13 protein-coding genes are annotated in these 14249 nt (G+C 41.4%); 5 read left to right on the top strand and 8 right to left on the bottom strand.

Annotation, left to right across the window (positions count from 1 at the left end; genetic code table 11):
* Window positions 1-76: 76 nt before the first annotated feature.
* Window positions 77-955 carry a peptidylprolyl isomerase gene (locus QR42_RS04905; RefSeq protein WP_039177572.1) on the top strand — a complete coding sequence of 293 codons (879 nt, stop codon included), beginning with the start codon at window positions 77-79 and terminating at the stop codon, window positions 953-955.
* Window positions 956-1008: 53 nt separating this feature from the next.
* Here QR42_RS04905 and QR42_RS04900 read toward each other — a convergent pair whose 3' ends face one another.
* The 4 genes from QR42_RS04900 to QR42_RS04885 form a co-directional block, all read right to left on the bottom strand.
* Window positions 1009-1239 carry a sporulation YhaL family protein gene (locus QR42_RS04900; RefSeq protein WP_039183045.1) on the bottom strand — a complete coding sequence of 77 codons (231 nt, stop codon included), beginning with the start codon at window positions 1237-1239 and terminating at the stop codon, window positions 1009-1011.
* A gap of 116 nt (window positions 1240-1355) precedes the next feature.
* On the bottom strand, window positions 1356-2303 hold the full coding sequence (gene yhaM / locus QR42_RS04895) for a 3'-5' exoribonuclease YhaM (protein ID WP_024425447.1): 948 nt from the start codon (window positions 2301-2303) through the stop codon (window positions 1356-1358).
* Between the two features lie 62 nt (window positions 2304-2365).
* Window positions 2366-5152, bottom strand: a complete 2787-nt coding sequence (locus tag QR42_RS04890) for an ATP-binding protein (protein ID WP_039177568.1) — start codon at window positions 5150-5152, stop codon at window positions 2366-2368.
* A 16-nt stretch (window positions 5153-5168) separates the two neighbouring features.
* Complete coding sequence (locus tag QR42_RS04885) at window positions 5169-6383, bottom strand: metallophosphoesterase family protein (RefSeq protein WP_039177565.1); 1215 nt, start codon at window positions 6381-6383, stop codon at window positions 5169-5171.
* A gap of 171 nt (window positions 6384-6554) precedes the next feature.
* On the opposite strand from QR42_RS04885, the gene QR42_RS04880 reads away from it, so the two are divergent.
* Window positions 6555-6743, top strand: coding sequence for a YhzD family protein (locus QR42_RS04880; RefSeq protein ID WP_039177563.1), 189 nt, complete (start codon window positions 6555-6557; stop codon window positions 6741-6743).
* A 223-nt stretch (window positions 6744-6966) separates the two neighbouring features.
* Here the strand turns inward: QR42_RS04880 and QR42_RS04875 are convergent, their stop codons facing one another.
* A complete protein-coding gene (locus QR42_RS04875; protein ID WP_039177561.1) occupies window positions 6967-7737 on the bottom strand; it encodes an enoyl-CoA hydratase in 771 nt (256 codons plus the stop codon).
* 185 nt (window positions 7738-7922) lie between these two features.
* On the opposite strand from QR42_RS04875, the gene QR42_RS18850 reads away from it, so the two are divergent.
* The 3 genes from QR42_RS18850 to QR42_RS04855 all read left to right on the top strand — a co-directional run bounded on the left by QR42_RS18850 (window position 7923) and on the right by QR42_RS04855 (window position 10039).
* Complete coding sequence (locus QR42_RS18850) at window positions 7923-8249, top strand: potassium:proton antiporter (protein WP_231730827.1); 327 nt, start codon at window positions 7923-7925, stop codon at window positions 8247-8249.
* Window positions 8250-8314: 65 nt separating this feature from the next.
* On the top strand, window positions 8315-8812 hold the full coding sequence (locus QR42_RS04860) for a cation:proton antiporter regulatory subunit (RefSeq protein WP_024425442.1): 498 nt from the start codon (window positions 8315-8317) through the stop codon (window positions 8810-8812).
* 3 nt (window positions 8813-8815) lie between these two features.
* The gene (locus QR42_RS04855; protein ID WP_039177552.1) at window positions 8816-10039 is read left to right on the top strand and encodes a cation:proton antiporter; all 1224 of its coding nucleotides are present in this window, start codon (window positions 8816-8818) and stop codon (window positions 10037-10039) included.
* Window positions 10040-10077: 38 nt separating this feature from the next.
* Here the strand turns inward: QR42_RS04855 and QR42_RS04850 are convergent, their stop codons facing one another.
* The 3 genes from QR42_RS04850 to QR42_RS04840 form a co-directional block, all read right to left on the bottom strand.
* Window positions 10078-11352, bottom strand: a complete 1275-nt coding sequence (locus tag QR42_RS04850; protein ID WP_039177550.1) for a lysine N(6)-hydroxylase/L-ornithine N(5)-oxygenase family protein — start codon at window positions 11350-11352, stop codon at window positions 10078-10080.
* Between the two features lie 75 nt (window positions 11353-11427).
* On the bottom strand, window positions 11428-12927 hold the full coding sequence (locus QR42_RS04845; RefSeq protein ID WP_039177547.1) for a coproporphyrinogen III oxidase: 1500 nt from the start codon (window positions 12925-12927) through the stop codon (window positions 11428-11430).
* Window positions 12928-13040: 113 nt separating this feature from the next.
* Entirely contained in the window at window positions 13041-13907 is an 867-nt protein-coding gene (locus QR42_RS04840; protein ID WP_039177545.1) for a Cof-type HAD-IIB family hydrolase, read from the bottom strand.
* Window positions 13908-14249: the final 342 nt, after the last annotated feature.

The raw sequence follows: 14249 nt of genomic DNA, 5'->3' as shown, positions 1-14249 counted from the left end.
CTTTTTACAGCATGTCACAATATGTTATGATACAAGCAATGATAAATAAATTGGAAAGATTAGGAGTGTTTTTTGAATGAAAAAAATGGCTTTAGCAGCTGTAACAGCAGTAAGTGTTTTAACTCTTGGCGCATGCAGTAGCGGTGATAAAGATGTAATCGCAACAACAAAATCAGGAGATGTCACAAAAGGTGAACTTTATACAACTCTTAAGAAACAAGCAGGTGGAGATGCTCTAAACCTACTTGTTCAACAAAAGGTTCTTGCTGACAAATACAAAGTATCCGATAAAGAAATCGATAAGAAATTGGAAGAATATAAAAAGACACTTGGTGAAGATCGTTTAAAACAGCTTCAAGATGAATTCGGTAAAGATTACATCAAAGATCAAGTGAAATATGAGCTGCTGACTCAAAAGGCTGCCAAAGCTAACATCAAAATCACTGATAAAGAAGTCAAAGCGTATTACGATGACCTTAAAGGGAAAATCCGTGCAAGCCATATTTTAGTAGCTGATAAGAAAACAGCTGACGAAGTGGAAAAGAAATTAGATAAAGGTGAAAAATGGGATGCCCTTGTCTCTGAATATTCAACTGATACTGCTTCAGCTGCACAAGGCGGCGATGTAGGCTGGTTCGCAAAAGAAGGCCAAATGGACGAGAACTTCAGTAAGGCTGCTTTCAAACTAAAAGTAAATGAAATCAGCAAGCCAGTAAAATCCCAATTCGGCTATCATATCATTAAAAAGACCGAAGAACGCGGTAAATATGATGACATGAAAGCGGACTTGAAAAAAGAACTGCTTGACCAAAAACAGGCAGACACAAATGAAATCCAAAACATCTTAAACAAATTAGTAAAAGATGCTGATGTGAAAGTAAAAGATAAAGAGCTTGAAAAAACGTTCAAAGAAAAATCTGAACAGCCTGCACAAAATCAGCAGACTCAACAGTAATCACAAAAAACCCCTCTGCCATCATCGTGCAGAGGGGTTTTTGTATGACTAGATTAAGCAATTGAATGATCTTCTTGTGCCGCAGTATCCTGTGATCTTTTCACCTGCTGATCCTGACGTCTGCGCTCTCTTTCCTGTTCCATTCGCTCGATAAAAATTTCTCCTTCCTTTTCAATAAAGGATTGATCAATTTCTTGCTCCTCTTTGGCTGTTGTCATTAATTTATACGCACAGAAAATAATGCCGATGATACAGGCATACACCCACCACGGAAAAAACAACATTTTTTCATCGCCTCCTTTTCTTAAGGACATTCCTCTCTTCCTTTGTGTTACATGCTTATGCGAAAAGAAGACAAGTTATGAAAAAAACGCCCGCATAAACGGACGTTTTGACATGATTATTCGTGATGGAAGGTTGGTTTATAAAACGAACGATTCTCAAGTGCAAAAATACGTTCTGTATATTCTCCTGGTTTCACATGCTCAAGCGCACGATCCATCATGTTCATTTTCGCGTCTAAATTATCAATATAGTGGAGAATTTCAGCCTCTTTCACCATTGGTGGTTTCGGGCTGCCCCACTCTCCTTTTCCATGATGACTTAGGACTAAGTGCTGTAAAATGAGAATTTCTTCTGAATCAATGCTAAGCTCTTCCGCCGCTTTCGCAATTTCTGTCACCATGATGGAAATGTGGCCAATTAAATTCCCTTCCACTGTATATGTGGTAGAGACTGGACCTGAAAGCTCTTTTACTTTCCCTAAATCATGAAGAATGATACCTGAATATAAAAGATCTCGATCTAGTGATGGATATAGGTCAACAATGGATTTTGCTAAATGCAGCATGGACACGACGTGGTAGGCGAGTCCAGAGACAAATTCGTGATGATTTTTTGTCGCTGCTGGATAATCAGCAAATTCCTGTCCATATTTCTTCAGCAAATGCCTTGTAACACGCTGAATATTAGGGTTTTTCATATCAAAGATATATTGCATAATCGTATCCATCATATCGTGTTTTGGAATAGGAGCTGTTTCGAGAAAGTCATCAATTCGAATTTGCTCGTTTTCAGCAACAGGGCGTATATTCCTAAGCTTCAGCTGATTCCTCCCGCGATAATGATGAATGTCGCCTACTACCTTCACGATGGTTTGCGGGCCATAGGTGATTTCATCATTCTGCTTTGCATCCCATAGTTTCGCCTCAATATCTCCACTTTGATCTTGAAGAATGAGCGTTAAAAATGGTTTGCCATTACTTGCAATCCCTTTAGTAGATGATTTAATTAATAAATGCAGGTCAACTTGTTCGCCGACATCATAGGTCATGATCCCTTTAGCCATTCAATAAAAGCTCCTTCCATGTTTCTGCTCATATAAGTATAACATAAGTCATTATTTGTCAATCATTCAACTGCTAAACTCGTAATCTGTCCATCTTCTGCTGCCTGCGCCATATGCTGATGACAGGTAAAATAAAACAGCTGTGTTTCAAAACGCGTGAGTTCATTTATCAACTCCAGCACTCTTCCTAGACGAACATGATCAAAATGAACGAAGCTGTCATCCATCATAAACGGAAGCTGACATTCCTGCTGATGCGACAAGGCGAGTGCAAAACGAATCGCAAGATAGACTTGTTCACATGTTGCCTGTGAGAGCTCTTCTGGGCGGAATATTCGTCCATCCAGCCTTTTCACAATCAGCCGGTCATCCTCGGGTGAAAATAAAATGGCTTCATATCGATCATTCGTTAACGGCTGAATAAAGCTTGAAGCTGTTTGCAGCAATGCTGGCAGCCTTGTTTCTTTATGCTCATTCAATTTTTCTCGAATGACGGAGCGGACAAGCTGAATCGCCGCCCATTTTTTCGCAAGGTGCTTTGCATGCTCCTGCTCAGCTGCAAGCTGATGAGTCAAATCAGAAACTGTACCAGAAGCTTCTATTTGCCGGATTTCCACTGCTCGTTCTGCTAAGCGTTTTTCCATATTAGCCGCATTCGATTGTACGTTATTCAGGTGCTGCTTCGCTTCTGCACACTCTTCTTCAAGAAGACGCAATCCTTTACGAACAATCGATTCTTCCTCATCAAAGCAGCCGCTTCTATGCAGCTCTTGATTCAGCTGCTGCAAATGGGAAAGCCGTTCCCGATATTCTTTTGATAAATGAGTAAGGATTTGGTAATCTTTTTTGGACTCTGCTTCTACTTGACGAAAAAGCGCGTCCATTTGTTTTTCGTAATAGTCAATTTCCCCTTCTAGCGTCGTGATCTGCTGTTTCACATGTTGAATCGAAACATCCAATGTCTGACGTTCTTTTTCTCTTTTCGCCTCATCTTTCAATATCTCTTGAAAGGCCAAGATATTCTCTTGAATGGTGCCTTCCTTTCGTTGAAGAAGACTGCTTAACGCTTCCACCCTGTGCTCATAATTGGATTGCTGGCCGGCAAGCTCGTCTATTTCCCGGCTAAGCTCCTCATATCCCGCTGTATCCGTTTTTAATTGCTTCAGAATAAGGAAGGCTTCTACAAGGAAAGAAAGCTCTGAGGACAAGCCCAGCTGTCTTTTCTTTTCCTCTACTTGCTGCTGGACAGGTTCCAGCTCCAGCTCCCAGTCTTCATATTGCCGGATAATCCTTTCGTACAAAAGCTCCTTCTGCCTCACAAGCGTTTCAGCTGAAGCTGCCTGCACTTGGAAGGAATCGAATGTTCCCACGCCGCTTCCCTGTTTCACCTGTGCCGATTTCAAAAATGGGTAAATAGCAAAGAAGACAAAAACAGAAAAACCTGCAAATAAGAAAGTAACCCACCACTCTGTTAAAAAGAAAAGGACAAGCAGAAATGCAGCATCAAACATCACCATCACAGGGAATAACCACGCCCGGGAATGAGCCTGTTTCTCTTTTGTTCTTGTTTCCCCAGTTTCCACTGTACTGTGCGATTTGGCCTGCTGTTCCTTTAATCCTTTTAAAGCGGTTTCCGCTTCTTCCAGCTCATGTCTTGCATGATCAAACCTGTCATCCAGCTGTGCCTTTCTGTCCATTAAACGAACATATTGGCTGACAGCCTCCTTTAATTCCCACTCAAATTCAAGGGAGTCGTCGATCTGATCGAGCTTGACTGAACGCTGCCACTTCAGCTTCACTGCGGCTTCGTCCATTTTTTGTTTCAATGAATCACGTTCTGCTTTACATTCAGCTAAGCGATTTTTGACACGTTCAGCATGAGGAGATTCATCAACGACACGCTTCATCTCCAGTAACGTATCCTTGTCATGAAGCGGTTGAACTTGTGCCAACGTGGTTTGCAAATGATCTAATTTTTGCTTTAGTGCAGTCATTTGAGCCTTTTTCGGGTGAAGGTGTGATTCTAACTTATCCAATTCATGCTCTGTTTCTGATCTAAAGCGTTTGACTCGTTCTGGATAACGGGCTAATTCTTTTTTTAACTCCAGCTTCTTCTCTATCATGGGATAAAGTTGAATGTGTTCAGTTAGCTGCTGTATCTGTTCTTCTGTCTGCTTCATTTCCTTTTGAAGCGCTGCGATCGTCTCTATGAATTCAGAATGCTCCCGTTTCTTTTCTGTATAACGGCCTTCTGCCAATCTAGCTTGTTTCAGCTGGCCAGTCAGCTCTTTTAAACGATCAAGCTGCTGGTTTAATTCTGGCTTGCGTCCATTTGGTTTAAACAGCTGCTCCTGCTGCTTAAGCAGCCTGCTCTCTATCTTGGAGGCCGCATCTGAGCCAAATAAACTTGAGAAAAGAAGAAATTCACCGATTTGATCTTCGTTTAAGGCTTGGACATTTTGCAGTCCAAACACATCAAATGAGTAGATTGATTGGAATAATCTGCGATCCGTTCCCTTTAAAAGAGTCCGCAGAAATGCTTCGTCTTTCACTTCACCATTCGGTAAAAACACCTGTGCTTGACCGCCTCGATCGGACGATCTCTCAATGTGAATGACACCTAACTCCTCATCTAAGCAAGTGAGGGAGCCGCCATAGAAAGAACCTTGTTTCGACTTGTACATCTTGTTTTTTGAAAAACCAAATAACATCGACTCAATAAACGCCTTCAATGTCGTTTTCCCCGATTCATTCAGGCCGTAAACTAGCTGAAAACCGTCATCAGAAAAGTGAAAGGTTCGATTTGAAAATTTCCCGAAATTCGCTATATGGAGTGAACGTATTTTCATCATACCTCTCCTTTTCTCATAATTGCTTCAGCTGTTCCGTCAGCAGCCTTTGTGCTTCTTCTTTTATATCCACTTCATCCTCTTTTGTGAGCGCTTTTCCTGACTTTCTGTAGGTTGGGTGACGCTTGATCGGTGAAAGCAGCTCTTCATATGACTCAAACTGTGCAATTTCTGTAGTGAGTTCCTTCAAAAAAGAATCCTCTGGATAGATCACATCCTCATTTGTTCGGCAGTCAATTGACATCACCCAAACGAACACGTCTTCATCTTCCTCCTGCTCATGAAAAACAGTCATCAGCTCTTCGAGGACCTCAAGCTGTGTATGCTCAAAGTAAGAAGGCGCATCACCTATCAATTCAATTCTCACAAAATGAGGAATGCCTTCCTCTTTCAGCTCATTGATTTTGCCTTCCACAAGTGTGACAAGATCAGTCATATGAGCCGTTTCTGTGATGTCTATTGCCAGTGTCTCAAAGATGATATCTGCACAGCTGATAAAATCCGCTGTGTGAGAATCTTCAGAGAGGTGAATCAAGTAACAGCCTTTTTCTCCCGTTTCTTTTATATGTCTGCCCTGCACATTACCAGGATAAATAATATATGGATCTTCATGCAGAAGGGCTCTTTTATGTATATGTCCGAGCGCCCAATAATCAAAATCTTGCGAAAGGAGCTGCTGAAGCTGAAATGGGGCGTAGGCATCATGACCTTCTTGCCCGGCTAATGTGCCGTGAAGCATCCCAATGTGATAGGCAGCATCTGTCGTTTTGACATAATGAGATGTCATATTTTCATAGACAGCCCGCTCTTTGTAGCTAAACCCATATATGCTTGCGACTAGCTGATCCCCTCGATAATAGGAGTGCTCACTTGGTGTACTGCTCGAAAAGACATGTACATTCTCGGGCCACTCAATCGGAGTCCATTCACCGCCTAAATGATCATGATTCCCATAAATAATAAAGACTTCAATTCCGTGTGTTTGCAGTCTTACAAACTGGTTTCTTAAAAACAGCTGTGCTTTCAGGCTTCGATTGGATTCATCAAATAAATCTCCGCTCAGCAGCACAAAGTCTACTTCTCGCGCAACGGCAAGATCAAACATGTTCTTAGCACTTTGAAATGTACTTTCTTTGAGCCGCTTAAATATGGAATTAGGTATAGTCGACATTCCTGCAAATGGACTGTCTAAATGTAAATCTGCGGCATGAATAAAGGTGAGCTTAGTCAAACGTCTATCTCCTTGTCCGATACTGTCATTGTCCATATTTTATCATGCCATTTTTACGAATGCACGTTCTATCACTCTCATTCTACAAAACACATTTTTAAGGGCTAAAAAAGAGGTTTTGTCTTATTCCATGTTTAATTACATTAAAAACAGAGGAAAGGAAGATGAGGGATGGAGAAGACATACTTTTTAACCGTATTTGACCGGTCGGGTGAGACTTTATTAAATGAAAAAATCACAGCGGATAGTGACGAGAAGGCAAAGGAATTAGGACGTCATCGCTTAATGGAACAGCAATACACAAAGCATTCTCATCGACTCGTTGATCCAGCAGGCAAACTGCTTTTATTTGAACGTTAAAAAGCCAGCTTTCGCCGGCCCAGATTGTTGACAAAGGGCTAAAATGATCTTGATTTTAGTCCTTTGTCTTCTTTTCAGCGTGATAGAAAACCTTTGAAGTCTAGGAAGGACGGCTACCTTTGCGGAGCGAATTTGACATTCGTGAGCACCGGAGCGCAGACCTGACACCGAATGCGAGGGTTTCTCTACACGCTGAGCCAGCTTTCGCCGGCCTTATGTTCATCTATGCTTTTTGAAAGACAGGTCGTCTTTTTTCTAAAAAAGCCTGTATACCTTCCTTGTGATCATGACTTTTTCTCAGTCTTGCCTGTGCTGCCCTCTCTTTTTGAAGAACTGCTAAGAGCTTTGATTCTGACTGCTGGAAATAGATCATCTTTGTTTCGATAAAGGCTTGAAGCGGCATGTTCATAAACGACTTCACACACACTTTTTGGTACGTATCGACCTCTTCTTGGAACAGCCCGTCGGCAAGGCGCAGCTTTAACGCTTCTTCAGCCGGCAGCTTTTGTCCGCTCCAAATCAATTGTTTGGCGGTTTGCTCACTGACTCTTTTTGTGAGGAAAAAATGCCCCCCGCCATCTGGAATTAATCCTACCCCATTAAAATTCATGGCAAGTTTAGCATCGTGATGCATAAACAAGTAGTCACAGCTTAGGGCAAAGCTAAAAGCGAGGCCTGCTGCTGACCCGTGGACAAGCGCAATCGTCACTTTTTTCATACTAGCTAGTGAAAGTGTAATTCCCTCGATCAAATCCATCACACGATGGAAATCTTCTTCACTTTCCTGCTTAAGCATCATCCCAATATCTCCGCCTGCTGAAAACCCTTTTCCCTCTCCCTTGATGACAACGACTTTAGCACTGCTTTCCTCCGCTGCATCACATGCTTCTTTGAATTCAGCAAACATATCCACATGAAACGAATTATATGCTTCAGGCCTATTGAAAACGATTTCAAAAACATCCCCGTCTAACTGACAATTGATATATGTCATCATCCAACCCCCTTTTCATTTAAAAGCTCATAACTTACTTCCATTTCCATCAAGTAAAACCTTTTTCTCTAAACAAAAAATTTCAAGATCAATTGATACCAAAAATAAGCATAATCATTGAAACAAGAAATATATTTTTATATAGTAAAATAAGAAAGAAAATAAATTTGAAAGGAGGAGGATGATTGATCAGATGTTCCATCATGATATTGGTTAGCTTCATCGTCATGTTTTCTCCTTTTTCAAATGTCGTTTTTGCGTCACAAGCAGAAGCGAGCACACCTAGCCTGATTTCTCCATCCATCTATGATGAAGAAATTAATGCTGTGAAGACACCTTCATTTTCAAAAAAACATGCTTCATCCATTCTGCTGAAGGACAGATTATCAATGGCGGATGCCAAGACTTTTCTGCCAAAGCCTGCCCCATCAGCTGCATTATCCATTGATCTATGTTTTTTGGAAATGAAGTGCGCGATCCCCGTTATGTATCAATCTAATTACCTCTACTGATTCATTTTATTTCATCCGTATTTACTATTAGAAAAAACACAGCCTATCAAATTCGGAGGGATAAAATGAACATTAAAGAAAATGATCTTCCTGGGATCGGAAAGAAATTTGAAATTGAAACGAGAAATAGAGAAAAGATGACGATTGTGATTCATGATGATGGCAGACGGGAAATTTATCGTTTTGACGATGATGATCCAGATGAAGTCCTGTCTACCATTTCACTCGATGATGCTGAATCCCGGCAAATCGCTGCTATTATCGGCGGTATGGTGTATAAACCGCAGGCACTAGAAACCATTGAAATGGCATTCAATGACTTGATCATTGAATGGTTTAAGGTGGAAAAAGGTGCAAAAGCGGTGGGACATACACTCGGTGATTTAGATGTGAGACAAAATTATGAAGTCACCGTGATTGCGATCATTAAACATACAAATGAAAAATTACTCAACCCTGGTGCCGATTCGATTATTCAAGCAAATGATACGATGGTCATTTCGGGCGAAAGAAAACACTTGAAGCGATTGGTACGTGATTTTCTTTCTAGAGGGGGAGAGTGATGAATGGATCATTTAGTCTTTGAAGTTGGGACGGCGCTTATTCTTATCGCCATTGCCAGCTTAATCGCCAATAAAATTAAATTTTCTATCATCCCTTTTCTCATTGTCCTCGGAATGATTGTTGGGCCGCATGCTCCAACTATCGGGATTATTGATTTAAAATTTATCGAAAGCACCGAGATTATTTCGTTTTTTGGCAGAATGGGCGTCCTGTTCCTGCTTTTCTATCTTGGACTTGAGTTCTCTGTCGGAAAACTCATTAAATCGGGTAAATCCATTGCAGTCGGCGGATCTATTTATATTTTGATCAACTTCAGCTTAGGACTGCTCTACGGTTTTATCACAGGGTTTGGATTCCTTGAGGTTCTCATTATGGCAGGGGTTATCACCATTTCATCCAGCGCCATTGTAGCCAAAGTCCTTGTCGATTTGAAACGGACGGCAAATCCTGAAACAGAGTTAATTCTAGGGATTATTATGTTTGAGGATATTTTCCTTGCTGTTTATTTATCCGTCGTATCAGGTCTTGTCCTAGGAGATGCCACTACTGTTGGCGGTGCCTTATTATCTATTTTAATTGCTTTTGGTTATATGATGCTTTTCTTTATCATTGCGCGAAAGCTGCCAAAACTATTAAACAAGTTGTTTGATATCCGTTCGAACGAAGTGTTCATCATTGTGATATTTGCGGCTTTGTTCTTTGTCGCTGGTTTCTCAGAAACGATTCATGTAGCAGAGGCTATTGGGGCTCTCTTACTTGGTCTTGTTTTCTCAGAAACAGAGCACTCTGACCGCATCGAGCATCTCGTGGTTCCGTTTAGAGATTTCTTTGGAGCAATGTTCTTTTTCAGCTTTGGTCTCAGTATTGATCCATTTACATTGGGTGATGCCTTCTGGCTTGCGATCGGCGCTGTGATGCTTACCCTAATTGGAAACTTCACTGCCGGAATGTTTGCTGGACGGAGAGCTGGATTTTCTCATAAAGCCTCTTCTAATATTGGATTAACCATCGTATCGAGAGGAGAGTTTTCAATCATTGTTGCCGAGCTTGGCATTGCGGGCGGACTTGCCGCTACTTTGAAGCCCTTCGCTGCATTGTATGTCTTAATTCTTGCGATTTTAGGACCGCTCGTAACGAAAGAATCTAAGAAAATCTATCAAATCCTCAACAAAATCTTCAAATGGAAACCTGAAAAACCAAAAGTAAAAAAAGAAACGACGATCTAATAAAAAAGGGGCCCTATGCTTGGGCCCTTTTTTATGTCTTATTCAAATTGCTGAAATGCAGTTTCTTGCTTGACTGGCGCTTCCTCGCCCCCGCGAATGGTTTGAATCACTTTCTGGTTGCGGTAAATCGATAGTTTTAAATTGGTCGCCGCTGTTCCATGAGAATGATCAAGATTCGTGAATGTAAAGAAATGATTTGAGCGCTTGTCTTTGAACACAAGCCTGAAGTCGTCTGTCACTTTAAAATGCGCATCACTTTCCCATTCAATCAAAGGTTCATATGCGTCAAACCATTCAGGGATATTCGGTGTGTATCCTGTAGCTAATACGGCATGATCTGCTGTTATGCTTTTTTCTTTCTTCAGCTGCCACTGTCTGAGGTGCAGCTCTAAGGGCTGCTGCTTTCCTATTTGAATCGCTTCAAGCTCGGTCATTGGCTGAATGATCACAGATGGCTCTTCACCTGAAACAGAGCGATGATACAATTCCTGATAAATGCGCGAAAGCGTCGATGCATCGATGCCATTTCTTAATCCTGTCAGCCTAGGCAATGTGTTCATACGTTCTTCATAAGGAAGCGAATGAAAATACTCGACATACTTTGGTGTAAAAAGCTCTTGGCCAAGCTCAGCCGTCTCCAGCTCTCTAAATTCACTAGAACGCGTAAACCACGAAAGCTGCTGGCCTTTCTTTTGATGCTGAAGCAGGTCTAAGAAAATTTCGGCTGCACTCTGCCCTGAACCGATCACCGCCACCGACTCAGCTTCGTGAAGTGATTTCTGCTGTTCTAAATAACGGCTGCTATGGGTCACATATGGGTATGCTGCTTCAGGCACATCGACCGGAATCATCGGTTTACTTCCTGTTCCAAGCACGACATGCTTTGCACGATACTCAGATAGTGAACCATCTTTCAATCGTCTGACTTTCACAAGGTAGCCTTCTTGGCAGTCCGTCACTTCTTCTACCTTCATCCCAAACTGACAGCTATCTAACTCTCCTGCAACCCATGATAAATACTCATTGAATTCTCTCCGCGGGATATCAAACTGTTCAAATGTATAGAAGCGGTGAAGTCTATTTGATTCATGTAAATAATTTAAAAAGGTATACCTGCTCCTTGGATTCGCCATTGTGACAAGGTCTGCTAAAAAGGAAACTTGTAAATCCGTTCCTTTGATCAGCATACCGGGATGCCAAGCAAACTCAGACTCCTGTTCAAAAAAACAGCATGAGACATCCTCATACTCCTCTAACAAAGCGGCCAATCCTAAATTGGCAGGCCCAACCCCAATTCCGATCACATCTATCATATGTACACCTGCTTTAACTTTTTATCACTTATATACCCTTTTACAAATGAAAAAAACACTGCGTCATCGCAGTGTTTAAACGTGAGAAACAAATAATGATTCAAGGAATTGAATTTTCTCTTCTGTATAGTGTTCATAGCGGTCATTATACGATTTTGGATCTTTTGGATTGGCATACTGTGTAATTTTCCCTGACCGTGGATCAATGAATTTACTTGCTGCACCGCACCCAATGCCAATGATTGTCTGTACTTCTTCCATGATGATGATATTATACAAGCTTTCCTGTCCATCTAATGAATACCCGACATTTTCGAGATTTCCCAAAATATTTTTTTGTCTATATAAATAATATGGGTAATAATGATGCGCTTTCGTCCAAGTGACCGCTTCATCCATCATACGTGTGATTTCTTCTCGGTCTGCTACTTGGTATTTCTCCTTATTGCGCGTCATTTCAGATGCTCTTTTAAAGGAAAGTGTATGCACAGTTAAAGATTCAGGCTTGAGTTCCTCAGTCTGCTGCAAGGAGTGCTGGAATTCTTTGAGCCCTTCTCCCGGCAATCCAATGATTAAGTCCATATTGATATTATTCATGCCGTACTGTCTTGATAAGTGATACTTTTCAATCGTTTCTTCCACACTATGATGCCGGCCAATAGCTTTTAGTGTTTCATTCTCATACGATTGCGGGTTAATGCTAATTCGGTCAATATTGTAGCGGTTTAGCACCTCTAGCTTATCAGGAGAAATCGTATCAGGACGCCCTGCTTCGACAGTTACTTCCCGTATATGCTTCACATCAGGGAACGAGCGATACATTTCTTCATACAGCAAATCCATTTCTTCCGCTGTGATGCTCGTTGGCGTGCCTCCGCCAAAGTAAACGGTCGTCACTTTGATCCCATGTTCTTTTAGCCATTCGCCCATTTTTTGCATTTCATAATGCAGACCAAACAAAAACGTTCCCACTCTACCAGCTTGTCCTTTAATGGCGTAAGCAGGGAACGTACAATAAGCACATTTTGTGGGGCAGAAAGGAATGCCGATATAAATACTCACTTCCTGCTGAAGGTCATACAGATCTGGGATGGCTTTAAGCTGACGGTCGACAATCTCCTGCATCAAATTGATTTTTTCATCATGAATCAAGTAATCACGCTTTAATGTCGCATGTGCATCTTCCTTTGACATGCCTTCTCTCAGCATCTTATGAAGCAATTTCGTAGGACGTATTCCTGTGAGAATCCCCCACTTTTGTGTCATTCCTGTGTGCTCCTGAAGCAAGTGTAAATAAACAGACAGCACTGTGTTTTTGATTTGCTTCCAGCGCTCCTTATCGTTTAAGTTCTTTGGGAGATCCCGTGAAAAACGACTGGTGATATCTGATCCATCGATATAGCCAGACGCTTCCACCATGCCATTTTCTTCCTTCCAACTAAATTCAATGACCAAACCATCATTAAATTCACTTGGTTCAAATATCACTTCACTATCTTCTTCAAATAAATTGGCTATATTGACAAGCGGGCGATGAAATCGTTCATCTGACAGCCCTTTAATTAAAATTCGCATCATATCACCTTTATCTTCAAACTTGTTTCATTTTACAAAATTCATGTAGGAAAAGCAATGAAGGGAACAGACGAAGGCCCTGTCATTTCTTGATTGACAGGGCCTTCACTGTATTATCTTTTAATATCAAATTGATGTAAAAATCCTTCTCTTTGCTGCATTCTAAAGTATTCCTTGATCATATAAGCCACACCCTGTTCATCGTGCGAGCGGGTCACCCAATCGGCTTTGCGCTTGACATCATTGGGAGCATTTCCCATAGCAACGCCTAAACCAGCCAATTCAAGCATTGGAATATCATCTGTTCCATGTCCAATAACGACCGTATCTTCTAAAGTAAAACCGAGTGCAGAGGTTAAGAGAGAAAGTCCCGCTTCTTTCGAAACCCCTTTGCAGACAATATTCATTTTCTCATCACTGATCCTAATAAGATCAACAGATGGGAATGCTTGTTGAATGGTCCTGTGAATCTCAGGCTGAAGCTCCGCTGTCGAATATACTTCAATCACTGGTGTACTGACCGGTTCATCCATCAGCATATCACTTAACGATTCAACAAACTGAACGGGATAGAAAATTGGATCAGACGGATGAATGAGCGTCTTTCCCATCAGCTGAGACTGCGTTTTTTTCCGGTTGCCGATCGAGAATTTTTCATGCAGCAAGCGGACATTACAATCGAAGCTTTCAAGGATTTGCACAAGATTAAATGTCTTTTCTTCCGTTAATTTTTTCACATGAAGCGGCTCATCGAGTTTATCCGCGATAAATGCACCACTATGCGTCACAAGGGTTGATGTTGGAATCTTCAACGCCTTGGCAATTTTTTGAGCGGAACGAAAATGCCGGTTGGTGACAATCGTCACGTAAACCCCTTTTTTCTTTACATATTCCACAGCTTCTTTTGTAGCGGAATGGATTTTACCATTGGAACGAAGTAACGTCCCATCTATATTGAGTGCAAGTAGTTTTTTTGACACTGAGGCATCCCCCTTCTTGATGACTGTACTTACGATGAGGATATGCCCTAGCTTGGCGCTTTAGAACATGCAGTTGAAAGAGCCACAGGTTATGAATGATTGATAAATAAAAAAAGCCTACCCCTAGGCTTTTTTTTTATGTATGGTTTGGATGCGTTACAATGGAGTGATGAAGCTCCCCATGATCCCCTTATCTTTCACACACCAAAGCATTGCTTATATCAGATCCCCTTATGCTTTGCGTTTCTCCCAGAAGCGCTTCTCTCTCGTTTGGCTCACTGCCTTAAATCCCAAGTGAAACGCACCCAATTGTCCCTTGAGAGCGCCTTTTTGAAAGCACTT

The organism is Bacillus sp. WP8, assembly GCF_000800825.1.
Taxonomy (GTDB): Bacteria; Bacillota; Bacilli; order Bacillales; family Bacillaceae; genus Bacillus; species Bacillus safensis.
Note: the sequence above shows the minus strand (reverse complement) of the source record. Positions and strands in the feature narration are given on the sequence as shown.

Coding starts and splice junctions, on each gene's coding strand:
- QR42_RS04855 (WP_039177552.1), top strand. CDS start 8,816: ATGGATCATTTAGTCTTTGAAGTTGGGACGGCGCTTATTCTTATCGCC.
- QR42_RS04880 (WP_039177563.1), top strand. CDS start 6,555: ATGGAGAAGACATACTTTTTAACCGTATTTGACCGGTCGGGTGAGACT.
- QR42_RS04890 (WP_039177568.1), bottom strand. CDS start 5,152: ATGAAAATACGTTCACTCCATATAGCGAATTTCGGGAAATTTTCAAAT.
- QR42_RS04875 (WP_039177561.1), bottom strand. CDS start 7,737: ATGACATATATCAATTGTCAGTTAGACGGGGATGTTTTTGAAATCGTT.
- QR42_RS04905 (WP_039177572.1), top strand. CDS start 77: ATGAAAAAAATGGCTTTAGCAGCTGTAACAGCAGTAAGTGTTTTAACT.
- yhaM (WP_024425447.1), bottom strand. CDS start 2,303: ATGGCTAAAGGGATCATGACCTATGATGTCGGCGAACAAGTTGACCTG.
- QR42_RS04845 (WP_039177547.1), bottom strand. CDS start 12,927: ATGCGAATTTTAATTAAAGGGCTGTCAGATGAACGATTTCATCGCCCG.
- QR42_RS04860 (WP_024425442.1), top strand. CDS start 8,315: ATGAACATTAAAGAAAATGATCTTCCTGGGATCGGAAAGAAATTTGAA.
- QR42_RS04900 (WP_039183045.1), bottom strand. CDS start 1,239: ATGTTGTTTTTTCCGTGGTGGGTGTATGCCTGTATCATCGGCATTATT.
- QR42_RS04850 (WP_039177550.1), bottom strand. CDS start 11,352: ATGATAGATGTGATCGGAATTGGGGTTGGGCCTGCCAATTTAGGATTG.